Annotated in this window: 23 protein-coding genes; 12 read left to right on the top strand and 11 right to left on the bottom strand. The window is 72.8% G+C overall.

Features of this window, described 5'->3' with window-relative positions; genetic code table 11:
- The first annotated feature begins 5 nt into the window (after positions 1 to 5).
- The gene (locus tag IE244_RS18210) at positions 6 to 791 is read left to right on the top strand and encodes an SDR family NAD(P)-dependent oxidoreductase (RefSeq protein ID WP_191874570.1); all 786 of its coding nucleotides are present in this window, start codon (positions 6 to 8) and stop codon (positions 789 to 791) included.
- Positions 792 to 860: 69 nt separating this feature from the next.
- On the opposite strand, the gene IE244_RS18205 is transcribed toward IE244_RS18210, so the two are convergent.
- The 5 genes from IE244_RS18205 to IE244_RS18185 form a co-directional block, all read right to left on the bottom strand.
- A complete protein-coding gene (locus IE244_RS18205; RefSeq protein ID WP_191874569.1) occupies positions 861 to 2,450 on the bottom strand; it encodes a multicopper oxidase family protein in 1,590 nt (529 codons plus the stop codon).
- Positions 2,451 to 2,767: 317 nt separating this feature from the next.
- Positions 2,768 to 3,739, bottom strand: coding sequence for a threo-3-hydroxy-L-aspartate ammonia-lyase (locus IE244_RS18200; protein ID WP_191874568.1), 972 nt, complete (start codon positions 3,737 to 3,739; stop codon positions 2,768 to 2,770).
- Positions 3,740 to 3,895: 156 nt separating this feature from the next.
- Positions 3,896 to 4,882: an aldo/keto reductase gene (locus IE244_RS18195; protein ID WP_191874567.1), complete on the bottom strand. Its 987-nt coding sequence runs from the start codon at positions 4,880 to 4,882 to the stop codon at positions 3,896 to 3,898.
- 198 nt (positions 4,883 to 5,080) lie between these two features.
- Positions 5,081 to 6,973 (bottom strand): ATP-binding cassette domain-containing protein, encoded by a 1,893-nt coding sequence (locus tag IE244_RS18190; RefSeq protein WP_191874566.1) that lies wholly within the window; start codon positions 6,971 to 6,973, stop codon positions 5,081 to 5,083.
- A 262-nt stretch (positions 6,974 to 7,235) separates the two neighbouring features.
- On the bottom strand, positions 7,236 to 7,940 hold the full coding sequence (locus tag IE244_RS18185) for an SDR family oxidoreductase (protein WP_191874565.1): 705 nt from the start codon (positions 7,938 to 7,940) through the stop codon (positions 7,236 to 7,238).
- 459 nt (positions 7,941 to 8,399) lie between these two features.
- Here IE244_RS18185 and IE244_RS18180 point away from each other — a divergent pair, with 459 nt between their 5' ends.
- The 4 genes from IE244_RS18180 to IE244_RS18165 all read left to right on the top strand — a co-directional run bounded on the left by IE244_RS18180 (position 8,400) and on the right by IE244_RS18165 (position 13,050).
- Complete coding sequence (locus IE244_RS18180; protein ID WP_191874564.1) at positions 8,400 to 9,197, top strand: SAM-dependent methyltransferase; 798 nt, start codon at positions 8,400 to 8,402, stop codon at positions 9,195 to 9,197.
- Positions 9,198 to 9,348: 151 nt separating this feature from the next.
- A complete protein-coding gene (locus IE244_RS18175; RefSeq protein WP_229854184.1) occupies positions 9,349 to 10,776 on the top strand; it encodes a uracil-xanthine permease family protein in 1,428 nt (475 codons plus the stop codon).
- A gap of 37 nt (positions 10,777 to 10,813) precedes the next feature.
- On the top strand, positions 10,814 to 12,343 hold the full coding sequence (locus tag IE244_RS18170) for an amidohydrolase family protein (RefSeq protein ID WP_191874563.1): 1,530 nt from the start codon (positions 10,814 to 10,816) through the stop codon (positions 12,341 to 12,343).
- The gene (locus IE244_RS18165) at positions 12,340 to 13,050 is read left to right on the top strand and encodes a sulfite exporter TauE/SafE family protein (protein ID WP_191874562.1); all 711 of its coding nucleotides are present in this window, start codon (positions 12,340 to 12,342) and stop codon (positions 13,048 to 13,050) included. Before IE244_RS18170 ends, IE244_RS18165 begins: the two co-directional genes overlap by 4 nt.
- Before the next feature lie 133 nt (positions 13,051 to 13,183).
- Here IE244_RS18165 and IE244_RS18160 read toward each other — a convergent pair whose 3' ends face one another.
- Positions 13,184 to 14,242: a substrate-binding domain-containing protein gene (locus tag IE244_RS18160; RefSeq protein ID WP_191874561.1), complete on the bottom strand. Its 1,059-nt coding sequence runs from the start codon at positions 14,240 to 14,242 to the stop codon at positions 13,184 to 13,186.
- A gap of 197 nt (positions 14,243 to 14,439) precedes the next feature.
- On the opposite strand from IE244_RS18160, the gene IE244_RS18155 reads away from it, so the two are divergent.
- On the top strand, positions 14,440 to 15,918 hold the full coding sequence (locus tag IE244_RS18155; RefSeq protein WP_191874560.1) for a glutamate-cysteine ligase family protein: 1,479 nt from the start codon (positions 14,440 to 14,442) through the stop codon (positions 15,916 to 15,918).
- A gap of 6 nt (positions 15,919 to 15,924) precedes the next feature.
- Here IE244_RS18155 and IE244_RS18150 read toward each other — a convergent pair whose 3' ends face one another.
- Entirely contained in the window at positions 15,925 to 17,292 is a 1,368-nt protein-coding gene (locus IE244_RS18150; RefSeq protein WP_191874559.1) for a S41 family peptidase, read from the bottom strand.
- A gap of 156 nt (positions 17,293 to 17,448) precedes the next feature.
- On the bottom strand, positions 17,449 to 17,817 hold the full coding sequence (locus IE244_RS18145) for a winged helix-turn-helix transcriptional regulator (RefSeq protein WP_191874558.1): 369 nt from the start codon (positions 17,815 to 17,817) through the stop codon (positions 17,449 to 17,451).
- 146 nt (positions 17,818 to 17,963) lie between these two features.
- Between IE244_RS18145 and IE244_RS18140 the strand changes: the two genes are divergently transcribed.
- Positions 17,964 to 18,614: an FMN-dependent NADH-azoreductase gene (locus tag IE244_RS18140; RefSeq protein ID WP_191874557.1), complete on the top strand. Its 651-nt coding sequence runs from the start codon at positions 17,964 to 17,966 to the stop codon at positions 18,612 to 18,614.
- Between the two features lie 182 nt (positions 18,615 to 18,796).
- Positions 18,797 to 19,585, top strand: coding sequence for a thioesterase family protein (locus IE244_RS18135; protein ID WP_191874556.1), 789 nt, complete (start codon positions 18,797 to 18,799; stop codon positions 19,583 to 19,585).
- Between the two features lie 241 nt (positions 19,586 to 19,826).
- Here IE244_RS18135 and IE244_RS18130 read toward each other — a convergent pair whose 3' ends face one another.
- Positions 19,827 to 20,600 (bottom strand): EamA family transporter, encoded by a 774-nt coding sequence (locus tag IE244_RS18130; protein ID WP_308436270.1) that lies wholly within the window; start codon positions 20,598 to 20,600, stop codon positions 19,827 to 19,829.
- A gap of 269 nt (positions 20,601 to 20,869) precedes the next feature.
- Between IE244_RS18130 and IE244_RS18125 the strand changes: the two genes are divergently transcribed.
- Positions 20,870 to 21,478: a flavin reductase family protein gene (locus IE244_RS18125; protein WP_191874555.1), complete on the top strand. Its 609-nt coding sequence runs from the start codon at positions 20,870 to 20,872 to the stop codon at positions 21,476 to 21,478.
- A 13-nt stretch (positions 21,479 to 21,491) separates the two neighbouring features.
- Here the strand turns inward: IE244_RS18125 and IE244_RS18120 are convergent, their stop codons facing one another.
- Together IE244_RS18120 and IE244_RS18115 are read right to left on the bottom strand one after the other, a co-directional pair.
- Entirely contained in the window at positions 21,492 to 22,253 is a 762-nt protein-coding gene (locus IE244_RS18120; RefSeq protein WP_191874554.1) for a cache domain-containing protein, read from the bottom strand.
- Between the two features lie 37 nt (positions 22,254 to 22,290).
- Entirely contained in the window at positions 22,291 to 23,049 is a 759-nt protein-coding gene (locus IE244_RS18115) for a FadR/GntR family transcriptional regulator (RefSeq protein WP_229854183.1), read from the bottom strand.
- Positions 23,050 to 23,141: 92 nt separating this feature from the next.
- Between IE244_RS18115 and IE244_RS18110 the strand changes: the two genes are divergently transcribed.
- Genes IE244_RS18110 through IE244_RS18100 form a run of 3 tightly spaced genes read left to right on the top strand, consistent with a single transcriptional unit; the run spans position 23,142 to position 26,320 of the window.
- Positions 23,142 to 24,173, top strand: coding sequence for an ABC transporter ATP-binding protein (locus tag IE244_RS18110; protein WP_191874553.1), 1,032 nt, complete (start codon positions 23,142 to 23,144; stop codon positions 24,171 to 24,173).
- Positions 24,174 to 24,214: 41 nt separating this feature from the next.
- Complete coding sequence (locus tag IE244_RS18105; RefSeq protein WP_191874552.1) at positions 24,215 to 25,423, top strand: ABC transporter substrate-binding protein; 1,209 nt, start codon at positions 24,215 to 24,217, stop codon at positions 25,421 to 25,423.
- 3 nt (positions 25,424 to 25,426) lie between these two features.
- The gene (locus IE244_RS18100) at positions 25,427 to 26,320 is read left to right on the top strand and encodes an ABC transporter permease (RefSeq protein ID WP_191874551.1); all 894 of its coding nucleotides are present in this window, start codon (positions 25,427 to 25,429) and stop codon (positions 26,318 to 26,320) included.
- Positions 26,321 to 26,322: the final 2 nt, after the last annotated feature.

Raw genomic sequence — 26,322 nt, 5'->3', positions numbered from 1 at the left:
ACCACATGAACCGCTACGAAGGCCGCCGCGCGCTGATCACCGGGGCGGGCTCGGGCATCGGCCAGGCCACCGCGCTGCGCCTGCTCGCCGAGGGCGGCACCGTGGTGGCCGCTGATGTGAGCGAACGGGGGCTGAAGGACACGGCCGGCAAGGCCGGCGCGCACGCGGACCGCCTCACCACGGTCGTCGTGGACGTCGCCGACGAGACCTCGGTGCGCGAGGGCGTCGCCGCCGCGGGCGCCGCGCTCGGCGGACTGGACGTGCTGGTCAACGCGGCCGGGATCCTGCGCTCCTCGCACACCCACGAGACGAGCCTCCAGGAGTTCACCCGCGTCCTGCAGGTCAACCTCGTGGGTACCTTTCTCGTGATCCGCGCGTGCATACCGGCGCTGCGGGCGGGCCGCGACGCGGCGGTCGTCAACTTCAGCTCCACCTCGGCCGAGTTCGCGCACCCCTACATGGCCGCGTACGCGGCCAGCAAGGGCGGCATCCAGTCGATGACGCACGCCCTGGCCGCCGAGTACGCCAAGCAGGGCATCCGGTTCACCGCCGTCCAGCCCGGCTCCATCTCCTCCGGGATGACCGACGGCAGTGGCGCCAGCGGGCAGAGCGCCGGGCCGGGACTGCCCGAGGACGCCGACATGTCCCTCTTCGCCAAGCTGTCCCCGGCCCTCGGGCAGGGCTTCGCCGCCCCCGAGGCGGTGGCGTCGGTCGTCGCCATGCTCGCCTCGCGGGACGGGAGGTTCATCACCGGCACCGAGGTCCGCGTCGACGGCGGCACCCACTTCTGACGGCGCGCCGCCGGGCAGGGGAACCGGGCCGTGCCCGACGGCGGACCAGCGGTCTTCCGGATCAGCCGGTCACTTGAGGTATCCCAGGATGGTCATCATGCCGCTCTCCGAGTGGTACTGGTTGTGGCAGTGGAGCATCCACAGGCCCGGGTTGTCGGCGTCGAAGTCGACGACGAGCTTGCGGTGGGGCAGCACCAGCGCGGTGTCCTTGCGCGTGCCCACCCCGTCGAGGCCGGTGACGGCGAAGGTGTGACCGTGCAGGTGCAACGGGTGCCACATGTCGGTGGCGTTGATGAGGGTGAGCCGTACCCGTTCGCCGGCGCGCACCGGGTGGCGCCTGCGGGGGTCGTAGGGTTGGTGGTCGAAGCCCCAGTCGAACCTCCGCATCCCGCCGGTGAGCCTGATGCGCAGTTCTCGGTCGGGGTCGCGGTCGTCCAGCGCAACGGACTCGTCGGGTACGAGCCGACGTGCGGGTACGACCCTCCCGTCCAGCTCGTCCGGGCGGACGTCGCGGCCCGGAATGCTCCTCCCCCCGTCGGTGCGCAGCACGGCGAGGGCCTGGCCCGGCTTGCCCTCGGCGCGTGCGACCAGGGGGAAGACGCCGTCCTCGGCGGTGACGAGGACGTCGTACCGCTCGGCCATGCCGATGAGGAGGGCGTCGGTCTCCTCGTGTTCCACGGGATAGCCGTCGGTGTGCGTGACGGTCATGGTGTGGCCGCCCAGTGCCACCCGGAAGGCGGTCTCGGAGCCCGCGTTGATGATGCGCAGCCGGACGCGGTCCCCCGGGCGGCACCGGAACACCGCCGGATCCGCGGACAGCCGGCCGTTGACGAGGTAGTACGGATAGGCCACGCTGCCCCCGGGGCTGTCGAGCATGCGGCTGTACGAGGTGCGCAGAACCCGGGAGGGACCGGCCGGCAGGCCACCGCGGGCGGGTCCCATGGCCCTGCCTCCTCGCCCCATGGACATACCCGCGCCGGGCTGGAGCTGGTCGAGCACCCGGTCCGGAGTGGAGCCGTCGACGCCGTCGAGCCAGTCGTCGAGGACGACGACCCATTCCTTGTCGTAGGAGAGGGGTTCTCTGGGGTCGTCGACGATGAGCGGGGCGTACAGCGCCCGGTCGGGCTGGACTCCGACATGGGAGTGCAGGAGGTAGGTGCCCGGGTGGGAGACCGTGAAGCGGTAGGTGAAGTCGGCCCCCGGACGGATGGGGTTCTGCGTGACGTCCGGGACGCCGTCCATGTCACAGCGCAGCCGAACTCCGTGCGCGTGCAGCGTGGTGGCGGCCGGCAGCCGGTTGGCGAGGGTGAGGCTCAGGACGTCACCCGCGGTGACGCGCACCACCGGACCGGGCAGGGTGTCGTCGTAGGCCCAGCTCCGGACGGTGCGGCCGCCCAGGTCCAGTGTGGTCGGGCGGGCCGTGAAGGCGAGGCTGCGCACGGGGCCGGGACGGCGTCTCCGCTCGGCGGCCAGGACCTCCGGACCCGAGGGGTCGACATATTGACCGGTGCCCGACGGGCCGAGGACGGATTCGCCGCGCACGGCCCTCTCGGGACTGTGGGGGGAGCGGGGAACGACGTCGGGCCGGACGGGCAGGAGTCCCGCGCCTGCGGCAGCGAGCGGGGCACGGAGCAGAGTACGCCGCGAAGGTGTGTGCATGGCTGTAATAAGACACAAATTGCGGCGCGATAGGGGGAAATGTGGCGTTCGCGTCGGTGATGTCGGGTTCCGGTGACCCGGTCGGCGGGCGAGGCGTCAGGCCACACCGGGGAACCGGAGCCCCCGGGGTCCGCCGCTTCCCGGACGGCGTCCGGCACCGTGGATCCCGGGCGATCGCCGCCCCCTTGACGCCCGTGACGTCGGCCGGCGGACGCCGACCGGTCACCGGCGCGGTCCGGGGCGGCGGCCCCGGGCCGAGAACCGCGCGCAGGGCCCGGCCGTCGCGCGGCACGGATCGCACCGCGCCGCAACACCCTTCATCCGCCCACGAGTTCGGTGAACCGGCGGGTGTCGACATTGCCGCCGGAGGCGATGACGCCGATGCGGGGCGGGAGGTCGTCGACGCGGCCCGCCAGGAGTGCGGCCAGGCCGGTGGCACCGCTGGGCTCCAGGACGATCTTCAGGCGTTCGAAGGCGAAACGCATGGCGTGCACGATGTCCGCGTCGCTGACCAGGGAGATGGCGTCGACGACATGCCGGTTGATCTCGAAGGTGATCTCGCCGGGCGTGGGCAGGGCCTGTCCGTCGGCGATGGTGCGGGGAACGGGCAGGGTGACACGGGATCCGCTCTCCAGGGAGCGCCTGGTGTCGTCCCCCGCTTCCGGCTCCACGCCGACGACCCGGATGCCGGGGTGCAGGGCCTTGGCGGCGGTCGCGCTTCCGGCGATCAGGCCGCCGCCCCCGACGGGTACGACCAGGGCGTCCAGCGGGCCGGTCTCGTCGAGGAGTTCGAGCGTCGCGGTGCCCTGTCCGGCGATGACATGGGGATGGTCGTAAGGAGGGATGAGGGCCAGGCCGCGGTCCTCGGCCAGCGCCGTACCGAGCGCTGTCCGGTCCTCGGTGTAGCGGTCGTAGGTGACGATCTCGGCGCCGTATCCGGCGGTCGCCTCGCGCTTGGAGCGCGGGGCGTCCTCGGGCATCAGGATGACGGCGGTGGTGCCGAGTTCGCGGGCGGCCAGGGCGGTGGCCTGGGCGTGGTTGCCGGAGGAGTAGGCGGCGATGCCCTTGGCCAGCTGTTCCGGGGAGAGCTGGGCGGCCGCGTTGTAGGCACCACGGAACTTGAAGGCACCCGCGCGCTGGAAGTTCTCGCACTTGATGAACACCTCGGCGCCGACGAGGGCGTTCAGGGTGCGCGAGGTGAGGACGGGGGTGCGGTGGGCGACGCCTTCGATGCGTGCGGCGGCCGCACGGACGTCGTCGAACGTTACGCCTGAAGCGGCGGCGGCCATGGCGGTCTCCTCTTCCTGCCCAGCGTCCAACGGACCTGCCCGCCGGACACTTGGACTGATTTTCCATTCCTGGACAGGAACTCTAGGTAGCCCGGCGCCCGCCTGTCCAGGGGACGACGGGCGCCGAACCGGCTGGGGCATGCCGTGCGGCCGGCCTCAGTGACCGCTGATCCCCCTGGGCGTGTACGGCTCCTCCAGTTCCCGGACCTCGTCGTCGGTGAGCCGCAGGTCGAGCGCGGCGAGCGCGTCCGGGATGTGATGGGCCTTGGTGGCACCGACGATGGGTGCGGTCACCCCGGGGCGGGCGGCGACCCAGGCCAGGGCCACCTGGGCGCGCGGGACGCCACGGCGCGCGGCGATCGCGGCGACGGCGTCGACGATCCGCTTGTCCTCCGGCTGGTACAGGGTCCGGCCGTAGGCGTCCGTCTCGCTGCGGACGCTTGCGGCGTCCCAGTCGCGGGTGAGCCGGCCGCGGGCGAGCGGGCTCCACGGGATCACGCCGACGCCCTGGTCGGCGCAGAGCGGCAGCATCTCGCGCTCCTCCTCGCGGTAGAGGAGGTTGTAGTGGTTCTGCATGGACACGAACTTCGTCCAGCCGTGCCGCTCGGCGGTGTGCTGCAGCTTGGCGAACTGCCAGGCGTACATCGAACTCGCCCCGATGTAGCGCGCCTTGCCCGCCCTGACCACGTCGTGCAGCGCCTCCATGGTCTCCTCGACCGGCGTGTGCGGGTCGAAGCGGTGGATCTGGTAGAGGTCGACGTGGTCCGTGCCGAGCCGGCGCAGGCTGTGGTCGATCTCGGTCATGATCGCCTTGCGGGACAGCCCCGAACGGTTGGGGCGGTCGCTGCGGGCCGCGCCGTTCTCCACCGCGAAGTAGACCTTGGTGGCGATCACGACGTCCTCGCGCCGGGCCATCTCCCCGAGTGCCCTGCCGACGATCTCCTCGCTGGTGCCGGCCGAATAGCTGTTGGCCGTGTCGAAGAACGTGATGCCCGCGTCCAGGGCCTGGCGGATGAGCGGGCGGGCGGCGTCCTCGTCCAGGGTCCACGGGTGCGGCCCCCGGTCGGGAACGCCGTAGCTCATGCAGCCCAGCGCCAGCCGGGAGACCTCCAGGCCGCTCGTGCCGAGCTTGACGTACTCCATGGTGCGTTTCCCCTCGTCGGTGTGGTCCCGCCGGGCGCGCCACAGCCCCGGGGCGGGACCGGACGGGACTGCTCCGTCAACGTGATCATGATCGTATCGGCGCGGGCCCGGCCGCCGCCGCGACGGTCCGGGCCACGCTTCCGCAGGTTCGGGCCATGCCCGCGCCGTGCGGCCCCGCCCCCGAGCTGGCCTGCCGCGTCACCGGTCCTTGGCCAGGGCGACGAGTTCGGCGAAGAGGCCGCCGGCGTGGACGAGGTCGTCGTACCCGCCCTGCTCGATGACACGGCCGTTCCGCAGGACGACGATCCGGTCGGCGAGGCGGGTGTTCTCCAGCTGGTGGGTGACCACGATGGTGATGCGCCGCGCGGCGATGCGCTTGATCTCCAGGAAGATCTGGTGCTCGCCACGCGGGTCCATCTGGGACGTCGGCTCGTCCAGGATGAGCAGCGGGGTACGGCGGTACAGCGCGCGGCCGCAGGCCAGGCGCTGCCACTGTCCGCCGGACAGCTCGGCGCCGCCGAAGATCTCGCGTGCGAGCAGGGTGTCGAGCCCGTGCGGAAGCCGCTCGACCGCCTCCCGCATGCCGACCGCGTCGACGGCGTCCCACACCGGCCCGTCGTCATGGGTGCGCGGCTGGCCGAGCGTGATGTTCTCCCTGACGCGCAACGGCCAGCAGGCGAAGTTCTGCGGGACCAGCGCGGTCCGGCCCCAGACGGAGTCGGGCCGGGCGCGTGCGATGTCGACGCCGTCCCACAGGACGCGGCCCTTGTCCGCGAGCAGGATGCCGGTGATGAGCTTGGTCAGCGTGGACTTGCCGGAGCCGTTCTCACCGACGATCGCGAGGATCTCACCGCGCCGCAGCGTGAGGGAGACACCGTCCACGGCGGGCTCGTCCTTGCCGGGGTACTGGTGGACGACCTCCTCCAGCAGGATCTCCTCGACCTGTTCCGGGATCGTCGACTCCCCGCGTTTCGGGGCCCGTGCGGCGGCCATGTCGAGGAAGGAGCGCATGTCGGCGAGATAGAGGGAGGTGTGGAACAGCGCGGCGCCGTACTGGACGAACTGGGAGAGCGCGGCGAGCGTGGTCTGCACGGCGACCACCGCTGTCGCGGCGACGGGCAGGGCGACCCGCCCGGTCATCGCGAGCCACGCGAGCGCGGCCCAGGTGATGAGCAGGAACGCGCCGCCGAGGGCGGAGGTCGCGAGGACGATCCGGAGCATGCGGGGCGCGGCGGTCAGGGTGCGCCGGTCGATCCGCTCGGACAGCGCGCGGTACCAGTGGACGAGGTAGTCGGTCATGCCGTTGGCGCGGACCTCGTCGCCGTGCCGCGAGAAGGTGGCCCACCAGCGCATCATGCCGCGTACGTTGCGGTCGCCGACGTTGGCGTAGTGCGTCTCGTAGTCGACACGGGCGGACAGCACGGCCCCGAGGCCCGCGGGCAGGACGGCCAGCAGCAACAGGGGGAGCATCAGCCAGTGCAGCGCGGTGATGACCGCGCCGGCGGCGGTCATGCGGATGAGCGAGGCCAGGAACTGCTGCGCGTCCTTGACCATCGTGGTGGTGCGGGTCACGCCGACCTCGGCGGCCTCCTGCCGGTCGGCGAACCCGTCCTCGCCCTGGGCCGCGGCTTCCACCCGGCAGACGGCGGAGACGAGGGCCACGTCGGCCTCGGTCACCAGCCGCGGGGTGATCCGCCCGTCGGCGTAGGACGCCAGGGCCCGGCTGATCCGGCCGGCCGCCGCCGCGGCGGTGACGACCACGAGGGCGGGCAGGGCCCCGTGCAGCCGTTCGGACACAGGGCCCGTGCCGAGGATGTGCCGCATGGCCTGTGCGGTGCAGCCGAGGACCACGGCAGCCGCGAGGCCGGTGAGGAGCTGGCAGCCGAGGAGGAGGACGACCCCGGTCCGGTCGACGGACCAGGCCATGCCCGCGGTGTGGCGCAGCACGGACGGCAGACGCCCGCACATCCCCCGGAAACTGGCCTCTTCCAGGGGGTTCTTGCCGAACTTGCCCTCGTAGTTGATCGCGGCCGGCGGTGGAGGGGGCGGCGGGGCGTCTTCTGTCGAGGCGTCGGTCACGGTCACGTGCATCCCTCCGTCGGGTCGGCACCGCACCTGGGTGGTTCGGCGGTGCCAGGCCCAACGAGGGCGCGGGCGAATCGAACGCACGCGATTCCGGACGAAGAGGAGCCCCGTGAATCCGGGGCGTCTTACGCGCGGTCACCGTGGCCCAAGGCCTCCGCGACGGTGGCAGGTGACCGAAACGCCGGTGCTCGTGACGGCTGCGACCGATGAGGTTCCGCGGTCGACGAGGTGCCGTGACCGAGGGATTTCCGAGCCCGGTGAGGTTTCGCTAGTCGGCGAGCTGCGGATAGAGGGCCGCCAGGTCTTGGGACAGCCCCGCCTTCACGCTCCGGGTGAGGTCGTCGGCCAGCACCTCGTACGCCCCGGCCTCCACACCGTCCAGCGCCAGTGCGGCGACGGCGCCCGGAGCGGACTTGGGTGCGTCGATGCCCGAGGCCATGTCGGTGTCGATGTAGCCGACGTGCAGCCCGGTGACGGCGATGCCACGTGAACGCAGTTCCAGGCGCAGGGAGTTGGTCTGGGACCACAGGGCGGCCTTGGTGGCGCTGTAGGAGCCGGCGACGCCGAGCCAGGAGAGCACGGAGTGGACGTTGAGGAGGTGTCCGCCGCCGTTGCGCTCGAGGACCGGGACGAAGGACCGGGTGACCAACAGCGGTCCGTAGAAGTTGATCTCGAATTCGCGGCGTACGTCGTCGAGGGGGGCGTCGAGGAAGGACCTCGCGCCGAGCGAGACGCCCGCGTTGTTGACCAGGATCGTGACGTCCCGGGCCCGTGCCGCCGCGGCCTCGACCGACGAGGGGTCGGTGACCTCCAGGGCGAGCGGTTCGGCATCGGGGTGGGTCACGGTGTGCGGGTCGCGCGCCGTGGCGTACACCTTGGCGGCTCCGCGCGCGTACAGCTCCTCGACCAGCGCCTTGCCCAGGCCCCGGCTGCCGCCGGTGACCAGCGCGACCGAGTCCTTGATCGAAGTCATGTCCGTACCTCCACAGGGGAAACCGATCGGTTTCCTGGCCACGGTAAACCGATCGGTTTCCGAGCGCAAGCACCTGCCGGGCGGGGAGGACGGAAGGGCGGGGAACGACCTGAGCGCATGGATTCACCGTTCCCCGCCCCGGAAAGCGTCGACCCGCCTCGTCACGGACACGGAGGGACGACTCGACGACCGGTCCGACGAAGCTTCGACTCACCGATCTCGTTGCCCACCCTCCGACGCCGGCCGCCCGCGGGCCACCGGAGCCGGGCCGCCCGGGTGACGCCCCCGCTGCCGCCGTGCCCCGCGGCCACCTGCGGGCGGCGTCCGGGCGACCACCGCTCCCTCACCGGGCGACCACGACCCCGGGAACTACGGGCGCGCGGCCGGTAGTTGATATGGGAAGCTTTGGCCAGCCGTTCGCGGAGCCGAGGCCGTGACGGTCGCCGAGAGGAGCACAGCGTGACACAGGACGGCGTCCAGGCCGTGCACATCGACACCAGCAAGCCGCACCCCGCGCGGATCTACGACTACCTCCTGGGCGGCAAGGACAACTACGAGGTGGACCAGCGGGCCGGTGAAGAGCTGGCCGCCGCCGCACCCGAGGCACGCATCGGCGTGCGGGCGAACCGCGCCTTCCTGCACCGCGCCGTCCGCTACGCCGTCGGCAGCGGGGTGCGGCAGATCCTGGACATCGGCACCGGACTGCCCACCTCGCCGAACGTGCACGAGGTCGCCCAGGAGGTGGCCCCGGACGTACGCGTCGCCTATGTCGACAACGACCCGATCGTGGCCGCACACGGCAACGCGCTGCTCAGCCGCTCCGGTACGACCAGCATCGTCCTCGGCGACCTCCGCGACCCGCGGTCCGTACTGGAGCACCCCCACGTCCGCGAGGTGATCGACTTCGAGCGGCCGGTCGCCGTGCTCCTCGTGGCCGTCCTGCACTTCCTCACGGACGCGGAGCGTCCCGGCGAGATCGTGGCCGCCCTGCGCGACGCGCTGCCGGCCGGCAGCTGCCTGGTGCTCTCGCACGCCACGGGCGACTTCGCCGACCGCACCGCCGCCCAGGCCGTCTACAACAAGGCGACCGCCACCCTGAACCTGCGCCCGCGCGCCGAGATCGAGCGGTTCTTCGACGGCTTCGAGCTGGTCGAGCCGGGCCTGGCCCAGGTCCCGTTCTGGCGCCCGGACACCACTCCCCCGCCCCGCTCCGACGAGATCGGCTTCTGCGGCGGCGTGGCCCGGAAGAACGCCTGAGCCGGAAGCGGGCACCCGGGTCCAGCCCCTTGACCGACCCCCCGTCGGCGGCTCCATACTGACGGCCAAATCGATTTGGCCAAATCGATTTGGCCGCCGTCCACGGCCGGATCGTCGAGGCCTGAACCGAGCGAGCGAACGGAGCCCGCGCGTGTCCAGTCCCGTACATCCCGTCGACCCCACTCCCGTACCTCCCGGCGACCCCGCCGCCGTACCCGCGGACGGAGCCGGTGCCGCGCACCCCGTGGACGAGTCCCGTCCCCGTGGGCGGATCCTGCTCTTCGGCCTGCAGCACGTCCTCGTCATGGCGGCGACGCCGATCTCCGCGATCTTCCTGATGAGCGCCACCCTCCGGCTCAGCCCGGGCACCACCGTGGATCTGCTCTCGGCGGCCCTGCTGCTGTCCGGGATCGGCTCGCTCGTGCAGTCCCTCGGCCCCTGGAAGTTCGGGCCACGGCTGCCGTTCGTGATGCTGCCGGGCGGTGCGCCACTGATCCTGTTCCTGTCGATCGCGCAGCAGCACGGGCTGCGTACGGCGACCGGCGCGGTGCTGCTCACCGCCGCCTTCACCTTCCTGGTGCTGCCGCTGTTCTCGCGCCTGCTGAGGTTCTTCCCGCCCCTGGTCATCGGCACGATGATCGTGATCGTCGGGGTCAACCTGGTGAAGGTCGGCGCGCTGCTGGTCACCGGGCAGCCCGGCACGCCGGGCTTCGCCGATCCGGCCCACCTCGGGCTGGCCTTCGCCACCATCGCGCTGATCGTCGTCTTCACCCGGCTGCTGCGCGGGGTGCTGCGGCAACTCGCCGTGCTGCTCGGCCTCGCGGCCGGCACGGCCCTCGCCTTCGCCCTCGGCCAGGTCCACCCGGGCTCCGCCCTGTCGGGCCGCCTGGTGGGCCTGCCCAGGCCGTTTCCGTTCGGCGCCCCCGTCTTCGACCTGCTCGCCGCGCTGCCGCTGCTGCTGTACACCCTTGCGTCGATGGCGGAGGCGACCGGGCAGACCGTCATCAACGCGGAGGCGGTCGGCAAGGACATCGACGTACGGACCGATGTGCCGCGTACCGTCCGCGGGGACGCCCTGACCTCGCTGCTCGGCGGCTGCTTCGGGCTGCCGTTGATGGTGACCAGCGGCGAGAACATCGGCATCGTCCGGGTCACCGGCGTACGCAGCCGCTACGTCACGGCCGCCGCGGGCGTCGTCCTCGTCGTCCTCGGCTTGGTGACCCCCGTGGCGCGGGCGGTCAGCGTGATGCCGCCGGCGGTGGTCGGAGGCGCCGCGATGGTCGTCTTCGCGGTGATCACCGTCCTCGGCGTGCAGATGCTGGGCCGGGCGCGGCTCCAGGACCACACGGCCACGGTGACCTGTGCGGTGGCGCTCGCGCTGGGGCTGCTGCCGATCCTGGTCCCCGGTGTGTACTCCGGCTTCCCCTCGGGCGTGCGGATCCTGCTGGAGAGCGGGGTCGCCGTGGGCGCCCTCGTCGCCGCCGTCCTCAACGTCGTCTTCCATCATCCGGCGCGGCACACCGCGGACACCGCCGGCGCCGTGCCGGCCGACGCGCCCGGTCCGGCCGCTCGTGTCTGACCTTCCGCGCTTCCCCCCTCTCGAACAACGGAGCAGCATGACCGACCTGACCCCCGACCGGCTCCGCCGTGACGCGCTGCTGCTGGTCCCCGATGTGACGCTGACCCCCGACGGCCCTCTGGGGCTGCACGCGGTGGTCGTGCGGGACGGCGTGTTCCGCGACGTCGGCCCGGTCGAGCGGATCGTCCGTACGCACCCGTCACTGACCCCCGTCCGGCTGCCCGGACAGGTGCTGATGCCGGGCTTCGTCGACGCCCACCACCATCTGACGCAGAGCTTCGGCGGCGCCCTCGCCTTCGGGGAGCCGTCGGAGATCTTCCGCCGGGTGTGGGTGCCGCTGGAGCGCGCCCTGGACGAGGAGTCGGCGTACGTCGCCGCGAAACTGGCCGCGCTGGAGTCCCTGCGGGGCGGTTTCACGACGGTCGCCGAGGCGGGGACCCGGGCCACGGTGGACGTGGACGTGGTGGCCTCGGCCGCACGCGACGCGGGCATCCGCTGTGTGCTGGGGCTCGTCTGCAACGACGCCGCGGACGGCACCGGCGACGACGCGGACCCCCGGCCCGTGCTCAGCGCCGCCGAGCGGCACCTCGCGCGCTACGGCGCCGACGGCCTGGTCCACCCCTCGCTCGCCGTGTCCGTGCCGGAGGCCGCGACCGCGCCCACGCTGGCCGCGACGGCGCGGCTCGCCGCCGAGGCGGGCGCGGTCGTACAGATCCATGTCAACGAACACCTGGTCGCCGTCGAGCGCTCCCTGGTCCGGCACGGGCTGCGGCCACTGGAGTATCTGCACCATGTGGGAGCGCTGGGCCCGCAGTTGCTGGCCGCGCACGCCACGCTGCTCACCCCGGCCGAGGTCACGCTGCTCGCCGACAGCGGAGCGGCGGTGAGCTACAACCCGGTCGCCAGCGCGTGGAAGGGCAACGCCGTCGCTCCCGCGACCGCCTTCGCCGAGCGTGGCATCCGGTTCGGGCTCGGCACCGACGGGACGCGCGGGGACGGCTTCCGGCTGGCGGACGCGGCGGAGTTCGCGCAGCGGCTCACCTACGGCCTGGCCAGCGGCGACTCGTCCTGCGGCGCCGGCTGGACCTGGTGGGAGCGGGCCACGGCGGGCGGCGCGGACGCGGTCGGACTCGGCCGGCGCACGGGACGGGTGGTGCCGGGCGCCGCCGCCGACTTCCTCCTGGTGGACGTCACGGGGCCGGAGATGCAGCCGTCCTGGGACCTGCCGTGGGAGCTGGTCCGGCGCGGCAACCGGGACCAGCTCACCGCCGTGTTCGTCGCCGGGCGGCTGCGCCTGTGGCACGGCTGGCCCCCGGACTGGGACGGACCGGCGCTGGTCCGGCGGGCCGCCGAGCTGGGCCCCCGTGTGGTACGGCGGGCCGGGGTGACACGGGCCCATCCGACATCGGTGACGGCACGGCAACGTGCGGCGACGCCGGACGCCTCCGCGTCCCCGCGCACCACGCCCGCGGTCCCGCCCCCGCACGGCTCGGTCCTCCCCGCGCCGCCTCCCGCCGGGCCCGCTGCCCCTTCCCCCGCCCTGCCCTGTCCCGGTGGCCGGCGGTGAGCGCCGGCACGCTGGCGGTGCTCGCGTTGACCGTGGCCGCCGCCGCGTTCGTGCAGGGCACCAGCGGCCTCGGGTTCGCACTGATCGTCGCGCCGGTCGCCGGCCTGCTCGATCCGGCACTGCTGCCCGTGTTCGTGCTGACCGCGATGATCCCGCTGAACCTGTACGTCGTCTGGCGCGAGCGGCACAGCCTCGACCTGCGCGGCGCCCGGTGGATCACCGCGGCACGGCTGACGGCGACACCGGCGGGGCTGGCGCTGCTGTGGGCGATTCCGGCGGGCGCCCTCGGAGCCGTCGTCGGCGCGGCGACGGTACTGGCGGCGGTGGTGAGCCTCGTCGTGCCGTCGTTCGTGCCCGGGCGCGGGGCCTATGTGGGCGCCGGTGTCGTCACCGGACTGACCGAGACCGCGACCGGCGTGGGCGGCCCGCCCCTGGCCCTCGTCTACCAGCACCGGCCGCCGGGCGAGCTGCGGGCGACGGTCGCCGCCTGCTTCCTGGTGGGCGAAGTCGCCTCGCTCCTCCTGCTGTTCGTCACCGGCCGCGGACGTCCGGCGGACATGGGCTGGGCGCTCCTGCTGCTGCCCGCGCTCGCCGCGGGAGCCTGGCTGAGCCGCCTCGTGCACCACCGAGTCGACGCCCGCCGGATGCGCGCCTTCGTCCTCGTCTTCGCCCTCGTGTCCGGAATAGCACTGATGACGGCGACGTGAACCGGCCAGCCCCCGCACACCGGGCACGGACGTCCGGCGGACATGGGCCGGGCGCTCCTGCTGCCGCCCGCGCTCGCCGCAGGAGCCCGCAGGGACGTGAGCCGGCCGGCCCCCGCCGTGCCGGGTGGGCCCGTCAGACGTGCCCGGCGGGTGGCGGGCGGCGCAGCGAGGAGGCGCGCGGCACGAGCCGGGGCTCGGCGGCGGGTGCGTCGGGTCCGGCCGTGCCGGTGGCCGGTCGCGTTCCCAGCCGGGCGAGCAGCAGTTCCACCGCGTCCGCGGCGGCCCGGTCCAGCCGCAGGTCGACCGCGGTGAGCGGCGGTTCACAGGTGCGGGCGCGCAGCCCGTCGTAGCGGGTGACGACCATGACGTCGTCGGGGACCCGGCGTCCCGCCTCCCGCAGGGCCCGTACGGCCCCGACGGCGAAGGCGTCGACCAGCACGCACAGCGCGTCGATGCCCGGGTGTTCCGCGAGCAGCGCGGCGCACCGGTCGTACCCCGCCTGTTCGCCGCCGTCCTCCGGGGCGGTGGCGACGATCGGCGGCCAGCCGTGTGCGGCGGCGGTCCGTTCGTAGGCCGCGCGGGCGTCCACCGAGGAGTGGCGGGTGCCGGCGCCGACGACGAGTGCCGGGCTGCGGGCGCCCTGGTCGCGCAGGTGGTCCAGGAGCAGTTCGACGACCTTGCCACCGTGCAGGTCCACGTAGGGGGCGTCGTCGCCGGGCGCGGTGGGCCGGCCCAGGGCGACGTACGGCAGTCCGCGCTCGCACAGTTGGGCCGCGGCCGCGTCCTCCGCCTCGGGCTCGACGACGATCGCACCGTCGATGTCGACGGAGTACAGCGCTGATTCGGACTGCACGGGCGGGATCAGCACCAGGGCGTAGCCGTGGACGAGGGCCCGCTCGGCCGCGGCGGCGGCCACCTCCATGTAGAAGCCGAGCCGCGAGGGGCCCCCGGCGACCGCGAACGGCATCGAGGACGCCAGCGCGATGGCCTTGGCCTGGCCCCGGCGCAGCCGCTGGGCGCGCAGGTTGGGGCGGTATCCCAGCTCGGCGGCGATCTTCCTGATGCGTTCACGGGTCCGCGGGTCGACCTTGCCGATGCCGTTGAGGGCGTGGGACACCGTGGTCCGCGACACCGACGCCGCCGCGGCGACGTCGGCGATCGTGGGCCGGCGAGCGCCGTGCGAGGGGGTCATGGGCTCATCTTCGCAATCTCCGCTGCGCAGAGCCACCTCCCCCGGACAACCGGTCGGCACGGGCACAGGAAGGCGGAAGCCTCTCATCGGTGTGAAGGCGGGGAGCGTACGGACAGTCGGGCCGCGCTTGGTGAGGCTCGCGTGATGGTGCGACTCTGGGTGGAGAGGTCTGCGACGAGGGCATTCCTGGAGGGCCGATGGGACGTGACGTCCCGGCGCTCGTCTTCACCCGCGAGGACCGCCGCCGGTACCGGATCAAGATGCACGAGTGCCTCGACGCGCTGGCGCAGATGCTGCGCGAGTCACGGTTCGAGTCGGAGCGGCCGCAGGTCGGCCTGGAGATAGAACTGAACCTGGTCGACGACGAGGCCGAGCCCGCGATGCGCAACACCGATGCGCTGAAGGTGATCTCCGACCCGGCCTGGTCCACCGAGCTGGGCCGGTTCAACCTGGAGATCAACGTCCCGCCCCGGCGGCTGACGGCGGGCGGTCCCGACGCGTGGGAGTCGGAGATCCGCGCCGCCCTGAACCACGCCGACGAGCGGGCCCGGTCGATCGGCACCCGGCTGATCATCATCGGGATCCTGCCCACCCTGCGCCACGAGGACATCGGCGAGGAGACCCTGTCGGAGAACCCGCGCTACCAGTTGCTCAACGACCAGATCTTCGCGGCCCGGGGCGAGGACCTGCGCATCGAGGTGGACGGCGTGGACCGGCTGCGCACCTACGCGGACACCATCACCCCGGAGGCCGCGTGCACGAGCACGCAGTTCCATCTCCAGGTGTCGCCCGAGGAGTTCGCCGGCTACTGGAACGCGGCACAGGCCATCGCCGGGGTACAGGTCGCCCTGGCGGCGAACTCGCCGTTCCTGTTCGGCAAGGAGCTGTGGCACGAGACGCGTATCCCGCTGTTCGAACAGGCCACGGACACCCGGCCGGAGGAGATCAAGGTGCAGGGCGTACGGCCCCGGGTGTGGTTCGGGGAGCGGTGGATCAACAGCGTCTTCGACCTCTTCGAGGAGAATCTGCGCTACTTCCCGGCGCTCCTCCCGCTGTGCGACGAGCAGGACCCGGTGGAGACGCTGGACCGCGGAGACGTCCCCGAGCTGGGCGAGCTGACCCTGCACAACGGCACCATCTACCGCTGGAACCGCCCGGTGTACGCCGTCTCGCACGACCTCCCGCACATCCGGGTGGAGAACCGGGTGCTGCCCGCCGGACCGACCGTCGCCGACACCCTCGCCAACGGCGCCTTCTACTACGGGCTCACCCGCGCGCTGGTGGAGGAGGACCGGCCGGTGTGGTCGCGGATGTCGTTCGCGGCCGCCGAGGACAATCTGCACACCGCCGCCCGGTACGGCATCGACGCCCTGCTGTACTGGCCCGGGATGGGCGAGGTGCCCGTGCCGGAACTGGTCCTGCGGCGGCTGCTGCCGCTGGCCCACCGGGGCCTGGAGCTGTCCGGCATGGACGACGCCTGGCGGGAGCCGCTGCTCGGCATCATCGAGCAGCGCTGTGTGACGGCGCGCAACGGCGCCGTGTGGCAGAAGGAGATGTTCCACCACCTCGACGCCACCGAGCACGCCGGCCGGCACGAGGCGCTGCGCCGGATGACCCAGCTGTACATCGACTACATGCACCTCAACGCCCCGGCCCACACCTGGCCGGTGGACTGAGCCGGCTCAGCGCCCCAGGAGGTCGACGGCCCGGTCGAAGGCCGAGTCACGGTTCTTGGCGAACTCCTCCTTGGTGAAGACCGGTTCGGTCAGCTGCGGCGGGATGCCCGTGCCGTCGAAGGTGCGGCCGGTGCGGGTGAGGAACTCCTCGTTCGGCAGGCCGAAGAGCAGTCCGTCGGGCAGGGACCGCACCATCACGTCCGAGAAGACGCCCTGGGTGGGCTGCCCGATCCGCACGGTCCGCCCGGGCCGGTCCATGAGGGCCTGGGTGAAGGTCTCGCCCGCGCTGACCGTCGAGCCGCCGGTGAGGACGGCGACCGGGCCGGTGTAGCGGGGCGCGTCGGCCGGGACGACGGGCACGGGTTCGGGGCGGGTGTGCCGGGTGGGGTCGGCCGGGTCGTTGCGGGCCCGCTTCGTGTACGCGGTGTACGGCGTGTCGGTCAGCCGCCGGGCGATGCGGATGCCGAGGCGGTCGGAGCCGCCGCCGTTGATCCGCAGGTCGATGACGAGCCCCTTGAGCCGTGCGATGCGGCCCGGGGTGAGCACGGTGTCCAACGCCCGGTCGAGTTCGGCCTGTTCGGCGGTGAACGGCGCGTTCTCGCCGGCGTATCCGCCGAAGCCGGAGATGCGCAGATAGCCGGCGCCGCCGGGCAGGTCGGCGTAGGTGATCCGGCCTGCGGCGAAGTCCTGGCGGTACGGAACGTCCTTGAGGTCGCGGGCCACGATGAACTTCTTGACCTTGGCGTCCAGTTCGGGGCCCGGGTTCTCCGTGCCGGGGCGGACCCGGCCGAAGATGCGGTTGCCGTCCCTCACCGTGACGTGGGCGTCGTACAGCGGACGCACCGTCCGGCCGAGGATGCCGAAGAGCTCGTCCTTGGTGGTGTCCTTGTGCACCAGCGGCCGGTACCGGTCGCGGACGGCGTGCCAGTCGACGCCCTTCCGGGCGAAGAAGGGGTAGTTCTCCTCGAAGGTGTGCCAGAAGATGTCGAAGGCGGTGCGCGGGTCGGTGGCGGCCGGGCGGGTGCAGCGGGCGGGCAGGGCGCTCAGGCGGCGCAGCTTCCGGTGGCCGACCGAGCTGTCCGCGGCGAGCAGCGCGTGGTCGAGGTCGTGCACGGTCCGTACGGTGAGCGCGGACCCGTCCGGGGCCGCGTAGGTACCGGGGCCGGTCTGCGGGGACGTGTCTCCCTTGAGGCAGCTGACGGATGTCGTCTGGTACTCCTGCAGCACTCCGCCGCCGAGGACGAGGACGGTGCCGTAGCCGTCCATGCGCCACACCCCGTCGGTGCCGGGCGGCCCCGGTCGTGCGGCGGCCGCGGCCGGTAAGGCTCCGGCGGCGAGGAGCAGGGTGGCGGCGGTGGCCGTGAGGGTGCGCACGAGCATGTCCTTCCGACGTCGGTGCGGGAAGGACCACCGTCGCCGACGCGCCCTGACCCGCACCATCCGGCAGTCCGGTGGGCCGGGAGGGGGGACAGCCCCCGTACCGTCACCCGGGCCGCTGCGGAGACGTCGTGGCGCGGGGTTCGGCCGGCGTCAGCGCGTCACGCCGGGGCACGTGGGCGCGTCCGGGAGGTGGGACTTCGCCCACTCGGCCAGTTCCCGCAGCGCGGGCTCCAGGGCGGCCCCCGCCTCGGTCAGGCGGTAGGACACCCGCAGCGGCGGACCGGCGTCGACCTCGCGGAGTACGAGTCCGGCCGCGCCCAGTTCCGCGAGCCGGTCGGACAGCATGCGCTCGCTGATGCCGGGGACGGCCCGGCGCAGGTCGGCGAAGTGTGCGGGCTGTTCCACCAGGACGGCCACGATGGGGCCGCTCCAGCGTTTTCCGAGCAGCTGGAAGACACGGGTGATGCCATCGTCCACCCGCTTGCACGCCGCGCTGTCGTGGGTCATGTCCGCCGCCATGCGCACAGGGTACTACCCTGCCGTAGGGGGGTGAAAAAAAGTAAGTCACTGTGCTAGAGATAGTTCTGCACGAAAGTTCAGCCCCTCCGTCAGACGGCGGGCTACCCCACCCCGTACATCCTCTTCATCCCTTTTTCGGAGTCACCATGGCCACCCTGCTGCACATCGACTCGTCCGTGTCCCCGGCCGAGGCCTCCGCCTCGCGCGCCGTGGCGGCGGCCTTCCGCGCGCACTGGCAGGAGCAGCACCCCGACGGCACGGTCGTCTACCGCGATCTGTCGGCCCAGCCCGTCCCGCACATCACCGCCGACGCGCACACCGCCGGCTTCGCCGACCCCGCGACGCACACACCCGGGCAGGCCGCGGCCTTCGCCGAGCGTGTCCGGCTGATCGAGGAGCTGGAACAGGCGGACGCGGTGCTGATCGGCGCCCCGATGTACAACTTCTCGATCCCCTCGACCCTGAAGGCGTGGCTGGACAACGTCATCCTCATCGGCCGTACCGCGGGCGAGGCCCCGTCCGCCAAGGGCACCCCGGTGACCGTGGTGGCCAGCCGGGGCGGCTCGTACGCGCCGGGCACCCCGCGCGAGGGGTACGAGTACGTGCAGAACTACCTCGCGGCCGTCCTCGGCGACGCTCTCGGCCTGGACGTCGACTTCATCGTCCCGGAGCTGACCATGGCCCCGCAGAACCCGGCGATGGCCGAGCTGGTCCCGCTGTACGAGGCCTCCCGCGACCGCGCCCTGGAGGAGGCCGCCACGAAGGCCAAGCAGCTCGCGGAGCGCTTCGCGGCCTGATCCGCCCGCCCCGCCCGGGCGCCGCCACCCACGGGGACGGCGTCCGGGTCGCCGAGCCGGCCCGGCGGGCGAGGCACGGAGAGGGCCGAGGGAACCGGTGACCCGCACGCCATCAAGGATGTACCGTGCAACGACCTGCTCGACGCCCTGGGCGTGAGGACACCGGTGAGGAGAGGCACGCGTTGACCGCCAGCTACTTCGAGCGCAGCGACCGGCATCGCTACAAGCCCACCCCGCACGCGAGCGGCGCGTGGGACCCGGACGAACAGCACTTCAGCCCGCTGGCCGGCCTCGTGGTCCACGCGATCGACCAGTACCGTGCCGAGCGCCCGCCGAGCGGACTGGTCCTGTCGCGGGTCAGCTTCGACATCCTGGGCCGCCTCGCCCTGGCCGAGTGCGAGATCCGGGTGGAGTCGATCCGGCCCGGCCGCACCATCGAACTCCTCGAAGCGGTCGTACACATCGCGGACCGGCCGGTGGTGCGGGCCCGGGCCTGGCTGCTCACCGAGGCGGACACCGGCGCGGTGGCCGGTGGCACCGACGCCCGCCTGCCCCGGCCGGACGGTCTGGCCGGCCGGTCCCTGACCTCCGTCTGGCCCGGCGGCCACTGCGCGTCCGTCGACATACGGCCGGTCGGCACCCCGGAGCCGGGCCGCGCCACGGCCTGGCTCGCCACGGATCTCGACCTCGTCGGCGGCGAGCCGAGCAGCCCTCTCGCGTCCTATGTCGCCCTCGTCGACACGGCCAACGGCATCGCCGTGCGCCGTCCGCCGGCCGAGTGGATGTTCCCCAACGTCGACCTGACGATCCATCTGCACCGGCAGCCGGAGGGCCGCTGGGTCGGTCTGGACACCACGGTCGTCTTCGGTCCCACCGGCCAGGGCCTCACCAGCAGCGTCCTGCACGACATCCACGGCCCGGTCGGCCAGGCCCAGCAGATCCTCACGGTGCGCCCGCTGCCCGGCCGGTGACGACAGGGGCCGGTGTTCCACCGCTCGGGAAGGCCGGCGCGGGACCGGTCGCGGGACACACCCCGTCCCTGCCGCTGACGAAGGTGACGGTGCGGGCCGCGCCCCGCACCGGTGCGGGGCGGGGCGCGGCCCACTCCCCTTTCGCCTGCCGGTGCCCCGCCGGCCGGACCGCGGCCCTCACGCGCTCGGCGGCCTCGGTGTCATCGCGTCCCGGTGGACCGCTGGGCCGATCAGGCCTGCCCTACCCCTCCCGGGCGCCGGCCTCGGCGTGGGCGGTGGCTCGCGCCCCGTCTTCCCGCCCCTCCCCGCGCGTCGCCCCCAGCGAGGCGAGCCCCACCGCCGCCACTCCCGCCCACTGGGCCGCGGCGAGGTGCTGGCCGAGGAAGAGCAGGCCGACCAGGGCACCGATCGCCGGTTCCAGGCTGGTGAGCACGCCGAAGACGCGCGGCGTGAGGCGGCGCAGGGCTTCCAGCTGGAACGTGTAGGGCACGACGCTGGAGAGGACGGCGACCGCCGCGGCCAGGGTGAGTGTGCCCGGGTCCAGAAGGCGGGTGCCCGCCTGGGTGATGCCGCAGGGAAGGCTGAGCAGCGCTGCCCAGGTGACGGCCAGCGCGAGGCCGCCGCCGTCGGGGACGCACAGGGCCAGCCGTCTGCCGACCAGGATGTATCCGCCCCAGCAGCAACCGGCCAGGGTGGCGCAGGCGACGCCGGTGGGGTCCAGGGCCGTACCGGAGCCGCTGAGCAGGAGCACACCCGCGGCGGCGAGGCCTGCCCACAGCAGGTCGGGAGCCCGGCGCGAGCCGCACAGGGCGAGGGCGAACGGGCCGAGGAACTCCAGGGTGGTGGCGGCGCCCAGCGGCAGCCGGGCGACCGCCTCGTAGTACGCGAGATGGTGCACGGCGAGCAGCGTTCCGGCCGCCACCGCGATGCCCAGACCGGCCCGGCCGCCGCGGACCCGGGGCCGCCACAGGCTGGTGAGGACCAGCGCGGCGACGGCGAGCCGCAGGGTCACCACGCCGGCCGGTCCCACGGCGGGGTAGAGACGGGTCGTCAGCGCGGCTCCGCCCTGCAGGCCGAGGATTCCGCCGAGGACGAGCCCCGGGGCGGGTACGGTGCCCAGTCCCCGGACGAGGGCTGGTGCGGTGCGTGCGCGAAGGGTGGGGCGGGGGCTGATGGGTATCGGGCTCCTTGTGCGGCTGGCCTCGCACCCTAGGCGGCGGACCGGTCGGTGATCAACGGGGGGCGGGTGGCACGCCTGTCCGCGCCACCGCCTAGCGTGCTGTCATGCGCGTCGACTACTCACCCGAGTCCATGGGCGCCGGGGCGTTCTACCGTCTGCTCACGGCCGTCGTCGTCCCCCGGCCGATCGCCTGGGTCTCGACCCTGGCTCCGGACGGCGAGACGGCGAACCTGGCCCCGCACTCGTTCTTCACCGTGGCCTGCACCGATCCGCCGGTCGTCCAGTTCACGTCGGTGGGCCGGAAGGACTCGCTGCGCAATGCCGAGGACACCGGCGAGTTCGTCGTGAACTTCGCACCCGAGCCGCTCTTCGCCGAGATCAACGCGACGGCCACCGACTTCCCCCGTGACCGGGGCGAGTTCGACGCCGTGGGCATCGAGCGGGAGCCGTCGCTGCGGGTGCGGCCGCCACGGGTGGCCGCGTCCCCGGTCGCCCTGGAATGCACGCTGCACTCGACGCTGCGCCTGGGCGATTCGACGGTGGTGTTCGGCCGGGTCGTGCACGCCGCGGTCCGCGAGGACGTGCTGGTGGACGGTCGGCCCGACATCGGGCGGCTGCGGCCGCTGTCCCGGCTGGGCGGCAACGAGTGGGGCACGGTCGGCGAGGTCCAGGAGCTGACCCGCGTGCCGTACCGGGACCCGGAGCGCGACTGAGCCGCCCGCCGCGTCAGGCGAGCACCAGCACGAGGGGCACGCCCCGGCACGGCACCAGGCGCATGCCGCCGTACACGCCGGGCCGTGCCGCGCTGAGGAGTGCACCGAAGTCCGGGCCCTTGGTGAGGGAGCCGGCCAGATGGGCGGGGTCGGCGGAGGCGGCGACCCGGCCCCGGGCGTTGACGAGATGGGCGGGGCGGGACAGCCGCCGCAGCAGCGGGAGGACGGCCGTCTCGAAGTGCCGCAGGTAGACGTCGGCGGCGGCCACTCCGGCGAACCCGCCCTGAAGCCGGACGGGTTCGGACAGGGTCAGGCTGTACTCGTCGGAGCAGAGGTAGTCGACGTACGGTCCGGCCACCGCCCGGCGCCCGGTGTCGCGGGGCAGCGCGAACCAGTCCCAGTGCGTGTAGTCGGAGTACGCCGACCGGCCGGGGTCGAGATCGAGCAGGAGCGGGCGTACGTCACCGTGTGCGCCCGACTGCCACCACTCCAGCCAGGCGGGCACGTCGGTGAGCAGGCCGGGGGCCGCGACGAAACCGACGCCGGAGACCAGTTTCTCACGGGTCAGGTGCAGATGCAGTCCGGGGCGCAGGGCGGCGAGGTCGGCGCTGGCGGGCCGCCGGCCCTGGGCGGCCACCCGGTGCAGCAGGGCCTCCGTGTCGGCGCGGGTGGCGGCGACGGTCTCGAAGACGGCTTCCAGCGCACCGCCGACCTGCGTGGCCACCCATGTCTCCGGCTCCGCGCCGAGAGTGGCGAGCCCGGGCCTGACGCCCATGGTGTCCTCCAGCGGACGGGAACCGGACGCGGTGCGGTCAGAGGGCGAGGCGTACGGCGACGAGCCGCGCCGTCGACTCCCGGACGCACCGCTCGGCCAGCGTGCCGGCCGTTTCGTGGGCCCCATCCTGCACGGCGGAGATCACGGAGCGGTGACGGTCCGCAACTTCTTCACGATATGCGCCATCGGCCAGGACGAGGCACAGCAGTGCGCCGATCTCGCTCTGCAGGGCGACCTGTTCGCGGGTGAGCCGGGCGGACTGGGCGGCCGCCGCGAGTTCGACGTGGAAGCGGCCGTACAGCCGGCTGCGTGCCGCCGCGTCCCGGGCCTGCGTCAACTCCTCGGTGGTGCGGCGGAGTTGGCGGAGGTCCTCGGGTTCGGTGCGCTGCGCGGCGAGCCGCGCGGCGGCGCCGGACAGGGCGGCCCAGTGGTCACCCAGGTCGCGCAGCTCCTCGGTGCTCCAGCCGCGCAGCCGGGCCCGCAGCCGGTCGTCGGCGGGGACCTCGGGGAGGGAGACGAAGCTGCCGCCGCCGCGGCCCCGGCGGGTGGTGACCAGGCCCTGTTGCCGCAGGGCCATGAGCGCTTCGCGCAGGGTCACGGTGGAGACGCCGAGGCGTGCGGCCAGCTCACTCTCGCCGGGGAGCTGCTCACCGTCGGCGAGGAGGCCGAGTTCTATGGCGTCGCCGAGGCGGCGGACGACCGCGTCCACGCGGGCCCGGTTGTCCACCGGACTGAAGACGGCCCTGCGGGCCGTCCCGTCGCTCTCCTGCTGTATCACGGTCACCACCTCGTGCATTGACTCAAGCTTTACCTTAAGGGGACCTTGAGCTTAGAACTATGACTTCATATGTTTGCTGTCAACGTACAGCGCGCCAGAAAGGTTCCCGTATGGAGGGAATTGCGATCCGGCTGCAGGACCTGTGGAAGGCGTTCGGCGAGACGACCGCGGTAGCCGGCGTCGACCTGGAGATCCGGGACGGGGAGTTCTTCTCGATGCTGGGGCCCTCCGGCTCCGGCAAGACGACCGTCCTCCGGCTCCTCGCCGGGTTCGAGTCACCGGACCGGGGCCGGATCGAACTCGCCGGCCAGGAGGTCACCGGCCTCGCCCCGTTCGAGCGGGACGTGCACACGGTCTTCCAGGACTACGCCCTCTTCCCGCACATGACGGTCGAGCAGAACGTCGCCTACGCCCTCAAGGTCCGCAAGGTCCCGAAGGCCGAACGGCTCGTCCGCGCCCGCAAGGCCCTCGCCGAGGTCCGCCTGGAGGGCTACGGCCAGCGGCGCCCGGCCCAGCTCTCCGGCGGCCAGCGCCAGCGCGTCGCCCTCGCCCGCGCGCTCGTCGGCCGGCCCCGGGTGCTGCTGCTGGACGAACCCCTCGGCGCCCTCGACCTGAAACTGCGCGAACAGATGCAGGTGGAGCTGAAGGCGATCCAGCGGGAGGTCGGCATCACCTTCGTCTTCGTCACCCACGACCAGGAGGAGGCCCTGACGATGAGCGACCGCATCGCCGTCTTCGAGCGGGGCCGCATCGCCCAGGTGGGCACGCCCGCGGAGATATACGAACGCCCCGCGACCCCCTTCGTCGCCTCCTTCGTCGGCACCTCGAACCTGCTCGACGGCGAGACGGCCCACCGGGTCGTCGGTACCCCGGGCACCTACAACATCCGGCCGGAGAAGATCCGCGTCCTGAAGGAGTCCGCCGAGGCCGACCAGCCGGACCACACCTCCGTGACCGGCACGGTCGCCGAGGTCGTCTACCTCGGCGACGCCACCCGCTTCCTGGTCGACCTCGACGGCGGCGGCCGGCTCACCGCGCTCCAGCAGAACCTGGAGACCTCCTCCGAGGACGTCGCCGCCTACCGCGGCACCCGGGCGCGCCTGACGTGGCACCGCCGGCACGCCGTCCGGCTGCCCTCCTGACCTCTCCCCCGACCTCCCTCCCCCCGGCCTTTCACGTCCCCATGGAGTACGTCGTGCGCCTCAACCGCATCCCCCGGGCCGCCGCCGCGGCCGCCGCGCTGCTGCTCGCCGCCGCCTGCGACTCCTCCGGCTCGGGCGGCTCGTCCGCCACCGGACTCAACCCGCCCGACCTCAAGGCCCCGACCAAGCTCGGCAGGACGGAGGGCCAGGTCGACCTGATCGCCTGGGCCGGCTATGTCGAGGACGGCTCCGACGACCCCAAGGTGGACTGGGTCAGCGACTTCGAGAAGCAGACGGGCTGTCAGGTCCACTCGAAGGTCGCGGCCAGCTCCGACGAGATGGTCAAGCTGATGAAGACCGGTGAGTACGACGCGGTCTCCGCCTCCGGCGACGCCTCCCTGCGCCTGATCGCCTCCGGCGACGCCGCCCCCGTCAACACCGCCCTCGTACCCCACTACAAGGACGTCTTCAGCGGGCTGAAGAACGGCGCCTGGAACTCGGTGAAGGGCCAGATGTACGGCATCCCGCACGGCCGCGGCGCCAACCTGCTGATGTACAACACCGAGAAGGTCAAGCCCGCGCCCACCTCCTGGTCGGCCGTCTTCGAGGGCGCCGCCAGGTACAAGGGTCATGTCACCGCCTACGACTCGCCGATCTACATCGCCGACGCGGCCCTCTACCTCAAGGCCACCAGGCCGGAGCTGAAGATCAAGGACCCGTACGCGCTCGACCAGAAGCAGTTCGACGCGGCCGTGGCCCTGCTGAAGCGGCAGAACGCCGACGTGGGCGAGTACTGGAGCGACTACCTCAAGGAGGTCTCCGCCTTCAAGAGCGGTGACTCGGTGGTCGGCACCACCTGGCAGGTCATCGCCAGCCTCGCCGCGTCCGAGGGCGCCAAGGTCAAAGCGCTGGTGCCCAAGGAGGGTTCGACCGGCTGGTCCGACACCTGGATGGTCTCCGCCAGGGCCAAACACCCCAACTGCGCCTACAAGTGGCTCGACTGGATCGTCTCACCCAAGGTCAACGCCCAGGTCGCCGAGTACTTCGGCGAGGCACCGGCCAGCTCCAAGGCCTGTGCCGAGACCAGTGACAAGAACTTCTGCACGGTGTACCACGCCGCCGACGAGCGCTACTGGAAGAAGATCGCCTTCTGGAACACGCCCATCGAGCAGTGCCTGGACGGCCGCACGGACGTCCGGTGTGTGCCGTACGCGAAGTGGGTGCAGGCCTGGACCGAGATCAAGGGCTGAGGCGTGACGACCGACGCGACGGCCGCCGCCGGCCGGGGTACCGTCCGGCGGCTGGCCGGAACCCTGCACCGCAGGCCCCGCCTGCGGCTGACCCTGCTGCTCACCGCCCCCCTGCTGTGGCTGGCCGTCCTCTATCTCGGCTCGCTGGCGGTGCTGTTCGTCTCCGCGTTCTGGACGACGAACTCCTTCACCTCCCAGGTGGTGAAGGTCTGGTCGACGGACAACTTCCACGAGCTGCTGACCACGCCCGTCTTCCGGCAGGTCGTCCTGCGCAGTGCCGGCGTGGCGCTCGCGGTGACGGTGCTGTGCGCGCTGATCGCCTTCCCGGTGGCGTTCTACACCGCGCGTGTGGCCCGGCCCCGGTGGCGCCCGCTGCTCGTGGTGGCCATCCTCACCCCGCTGTGGGCGAGTTACCTGGTCAAGGTGTACGCCTGGCGGCTCATCCTGTCCCAGGGCGGCCTCGCCGACTGGACGCTCGCGCCGTTCGGGCTGAGCGGTCCCGGCTTCGGGCTGCCGGCCACCGTCCTCACCCTGACCTACCTGTGGCTGCCGTACATGATCCTGCCGATCCACACGGCCCTCGAACAGCTCCCGGCCAACCTGCTCGACGCCTCGGCCGACCTCGGCGCGCGGGCCGGGCGGACCTTCCGCTCGGTGGTCCTGCCGATGGTGCTGCCGTCGGTCGCGGCCGGCTCGGTGTTCACCTTCTCGCTGAGCCTCGGTGACTACATCACCGTGCAGATCGTCGGCGGCAAGACGCAGCTGATCGGCAACCTCGTGTACTCCAACATCGAACTCAACCTGCCCATGGCCGCCGCGCTCGGCACCGTACCGGTCGTCGTGATCGTCCTGTACCTGCTGGCGATCCGTCGCACCGGCGCCCTGCACAGCCTGTAGCC

The organism is Streptomyces filipinensis, assembly GCF_014649495.1.
Classification (GTDB): Bacteria; Actinomycetota; Actinomycetes; order Streptomycetales; family Streptomycetaceae; genus Streptomyces; species Streptomyces filipinensis.
The sequence above is the reverse complement of the archived record's forward strand: the minus strand, read 5'-3'. Positions and strand labels throughout refer to the sequence as shown.

Excerpts from the sequence above, each read along its gene's own strand:
- IE244_RS18210 (WP_191874570.1), top strand. The coding sequence starts at position 6 with ATGAACCGCTACGAAGGCCGCCGCGCGCTGATCACCGGGGCGGGCTCG.
- IE244_RS18205 (WP_191874569.1), bottom strand. The coding sequence starts at position 2,450 with ATGCACACACCTTCGCGGCGTACTCTGCTCCGTGCCCCGCTCGCTGCC.
- IE244_RS18200 (WP_191874568.1), bottom strand. The coding sequence starts at position 3,739 with ATGGCCGCCGCCGCTTCAGGCGTAACGTTCGACGACGTCCGTGCGGCC.
- IE244_RS18195 (WP_191874567.1), bottom strand. The coding sequence starts at position 4,882 with ATGGAGTACGTCAAGCTCGGCACGAGCGGCCTGGAGGTCTCCCGGCTG.
- IE244_RS18190 (WP_191874566.1), bottom strand. The coding sequence starts at position 6,973 with ATGCACGTGACCGTGACCGACGCCTCGACAGAAGACGCCCCGCCGCCC.
- IE244_RS18185 (WP_191874565.1), bottom strand. The coding sequence starts at position 7,940 with ATGACTTCGATCAAGGACTCGGTCGCGCTGGTCACCGGCGGCAGCCGG.
- IE244_RS18170 (WP_191874563.1), top strand. The coding sequence starts at position 10,814 with ATGACCGACCTGACCCCCGACCGGCTCCGCCGTGACGCGCTGCTGCTG.
- IE244_RS18160 (WP_191874561.1), bottom strand. The coding sequence starts at position 14,242 with ATGACCCCCTCGCACGGCGCTCGCCGGCCCACGATCGCCGACGTCGCC.
- IE244_RS18155 (WP_191874560.1), top strand. The coding sequence starts at position 14,440 with ATGGGACGTGACGTCCCGGCGCTCGTCTTCACCCGCGAGGACCGCCGC.
- IE244_RS18145 (WP_191874558.1), bottom strand. The coding sequence starts at position 17,817 with ATGGCGGCGGACATGACCCACGACAGCGCGGCGTGCAAGCGGGTGGAC.
- IE244_RS18140 (WP_191874557.1), top strand. The coding sequence starts at position 17,964 with ATGGCCACCCTGCTGCACATCGACTCGTCCGTGTCCCCGGCCGAGGCC.
- IE244_RS18125 (WP_191874555.1), top strand. The coding sequence starts at position 20,870 with ATGCGCGTCGACTACTCACCCGAGTCCATGGGCGCCGGGGCGTTCTAC.
- IE244_RS18120 (WP_191874554.1), bottom strand. The coding sequence starts at position 22,253 with ATGGGCGTCAGGCCCGGGCTCGCCACTCTCGGCGCGGAGCCGGAGACA.
- IE244_RS18115 (WP_229854183.1), bottom strand. The coding sequence starts at position 23,049 with ATGCACGAGGTGGTGACCGTGATACAGCAGGAGAGCGACGGGACGGCC.
- IE244_RS18110 (WP_191874553.1), top strand. The coding sequence starts at position 23,142 with ATGGAGGGAATTGCGATCCGGCTGCAGGACCTGTGGAAGGCGTTCGGC.
- IE244_RS18105 (WP_191874552.1), top strand. The coding sequence starts at position 24,215 with ATGGAGTACGTCGTGCGCCTCAACCGCATCCCCCGGGCCGCCGCCGCG.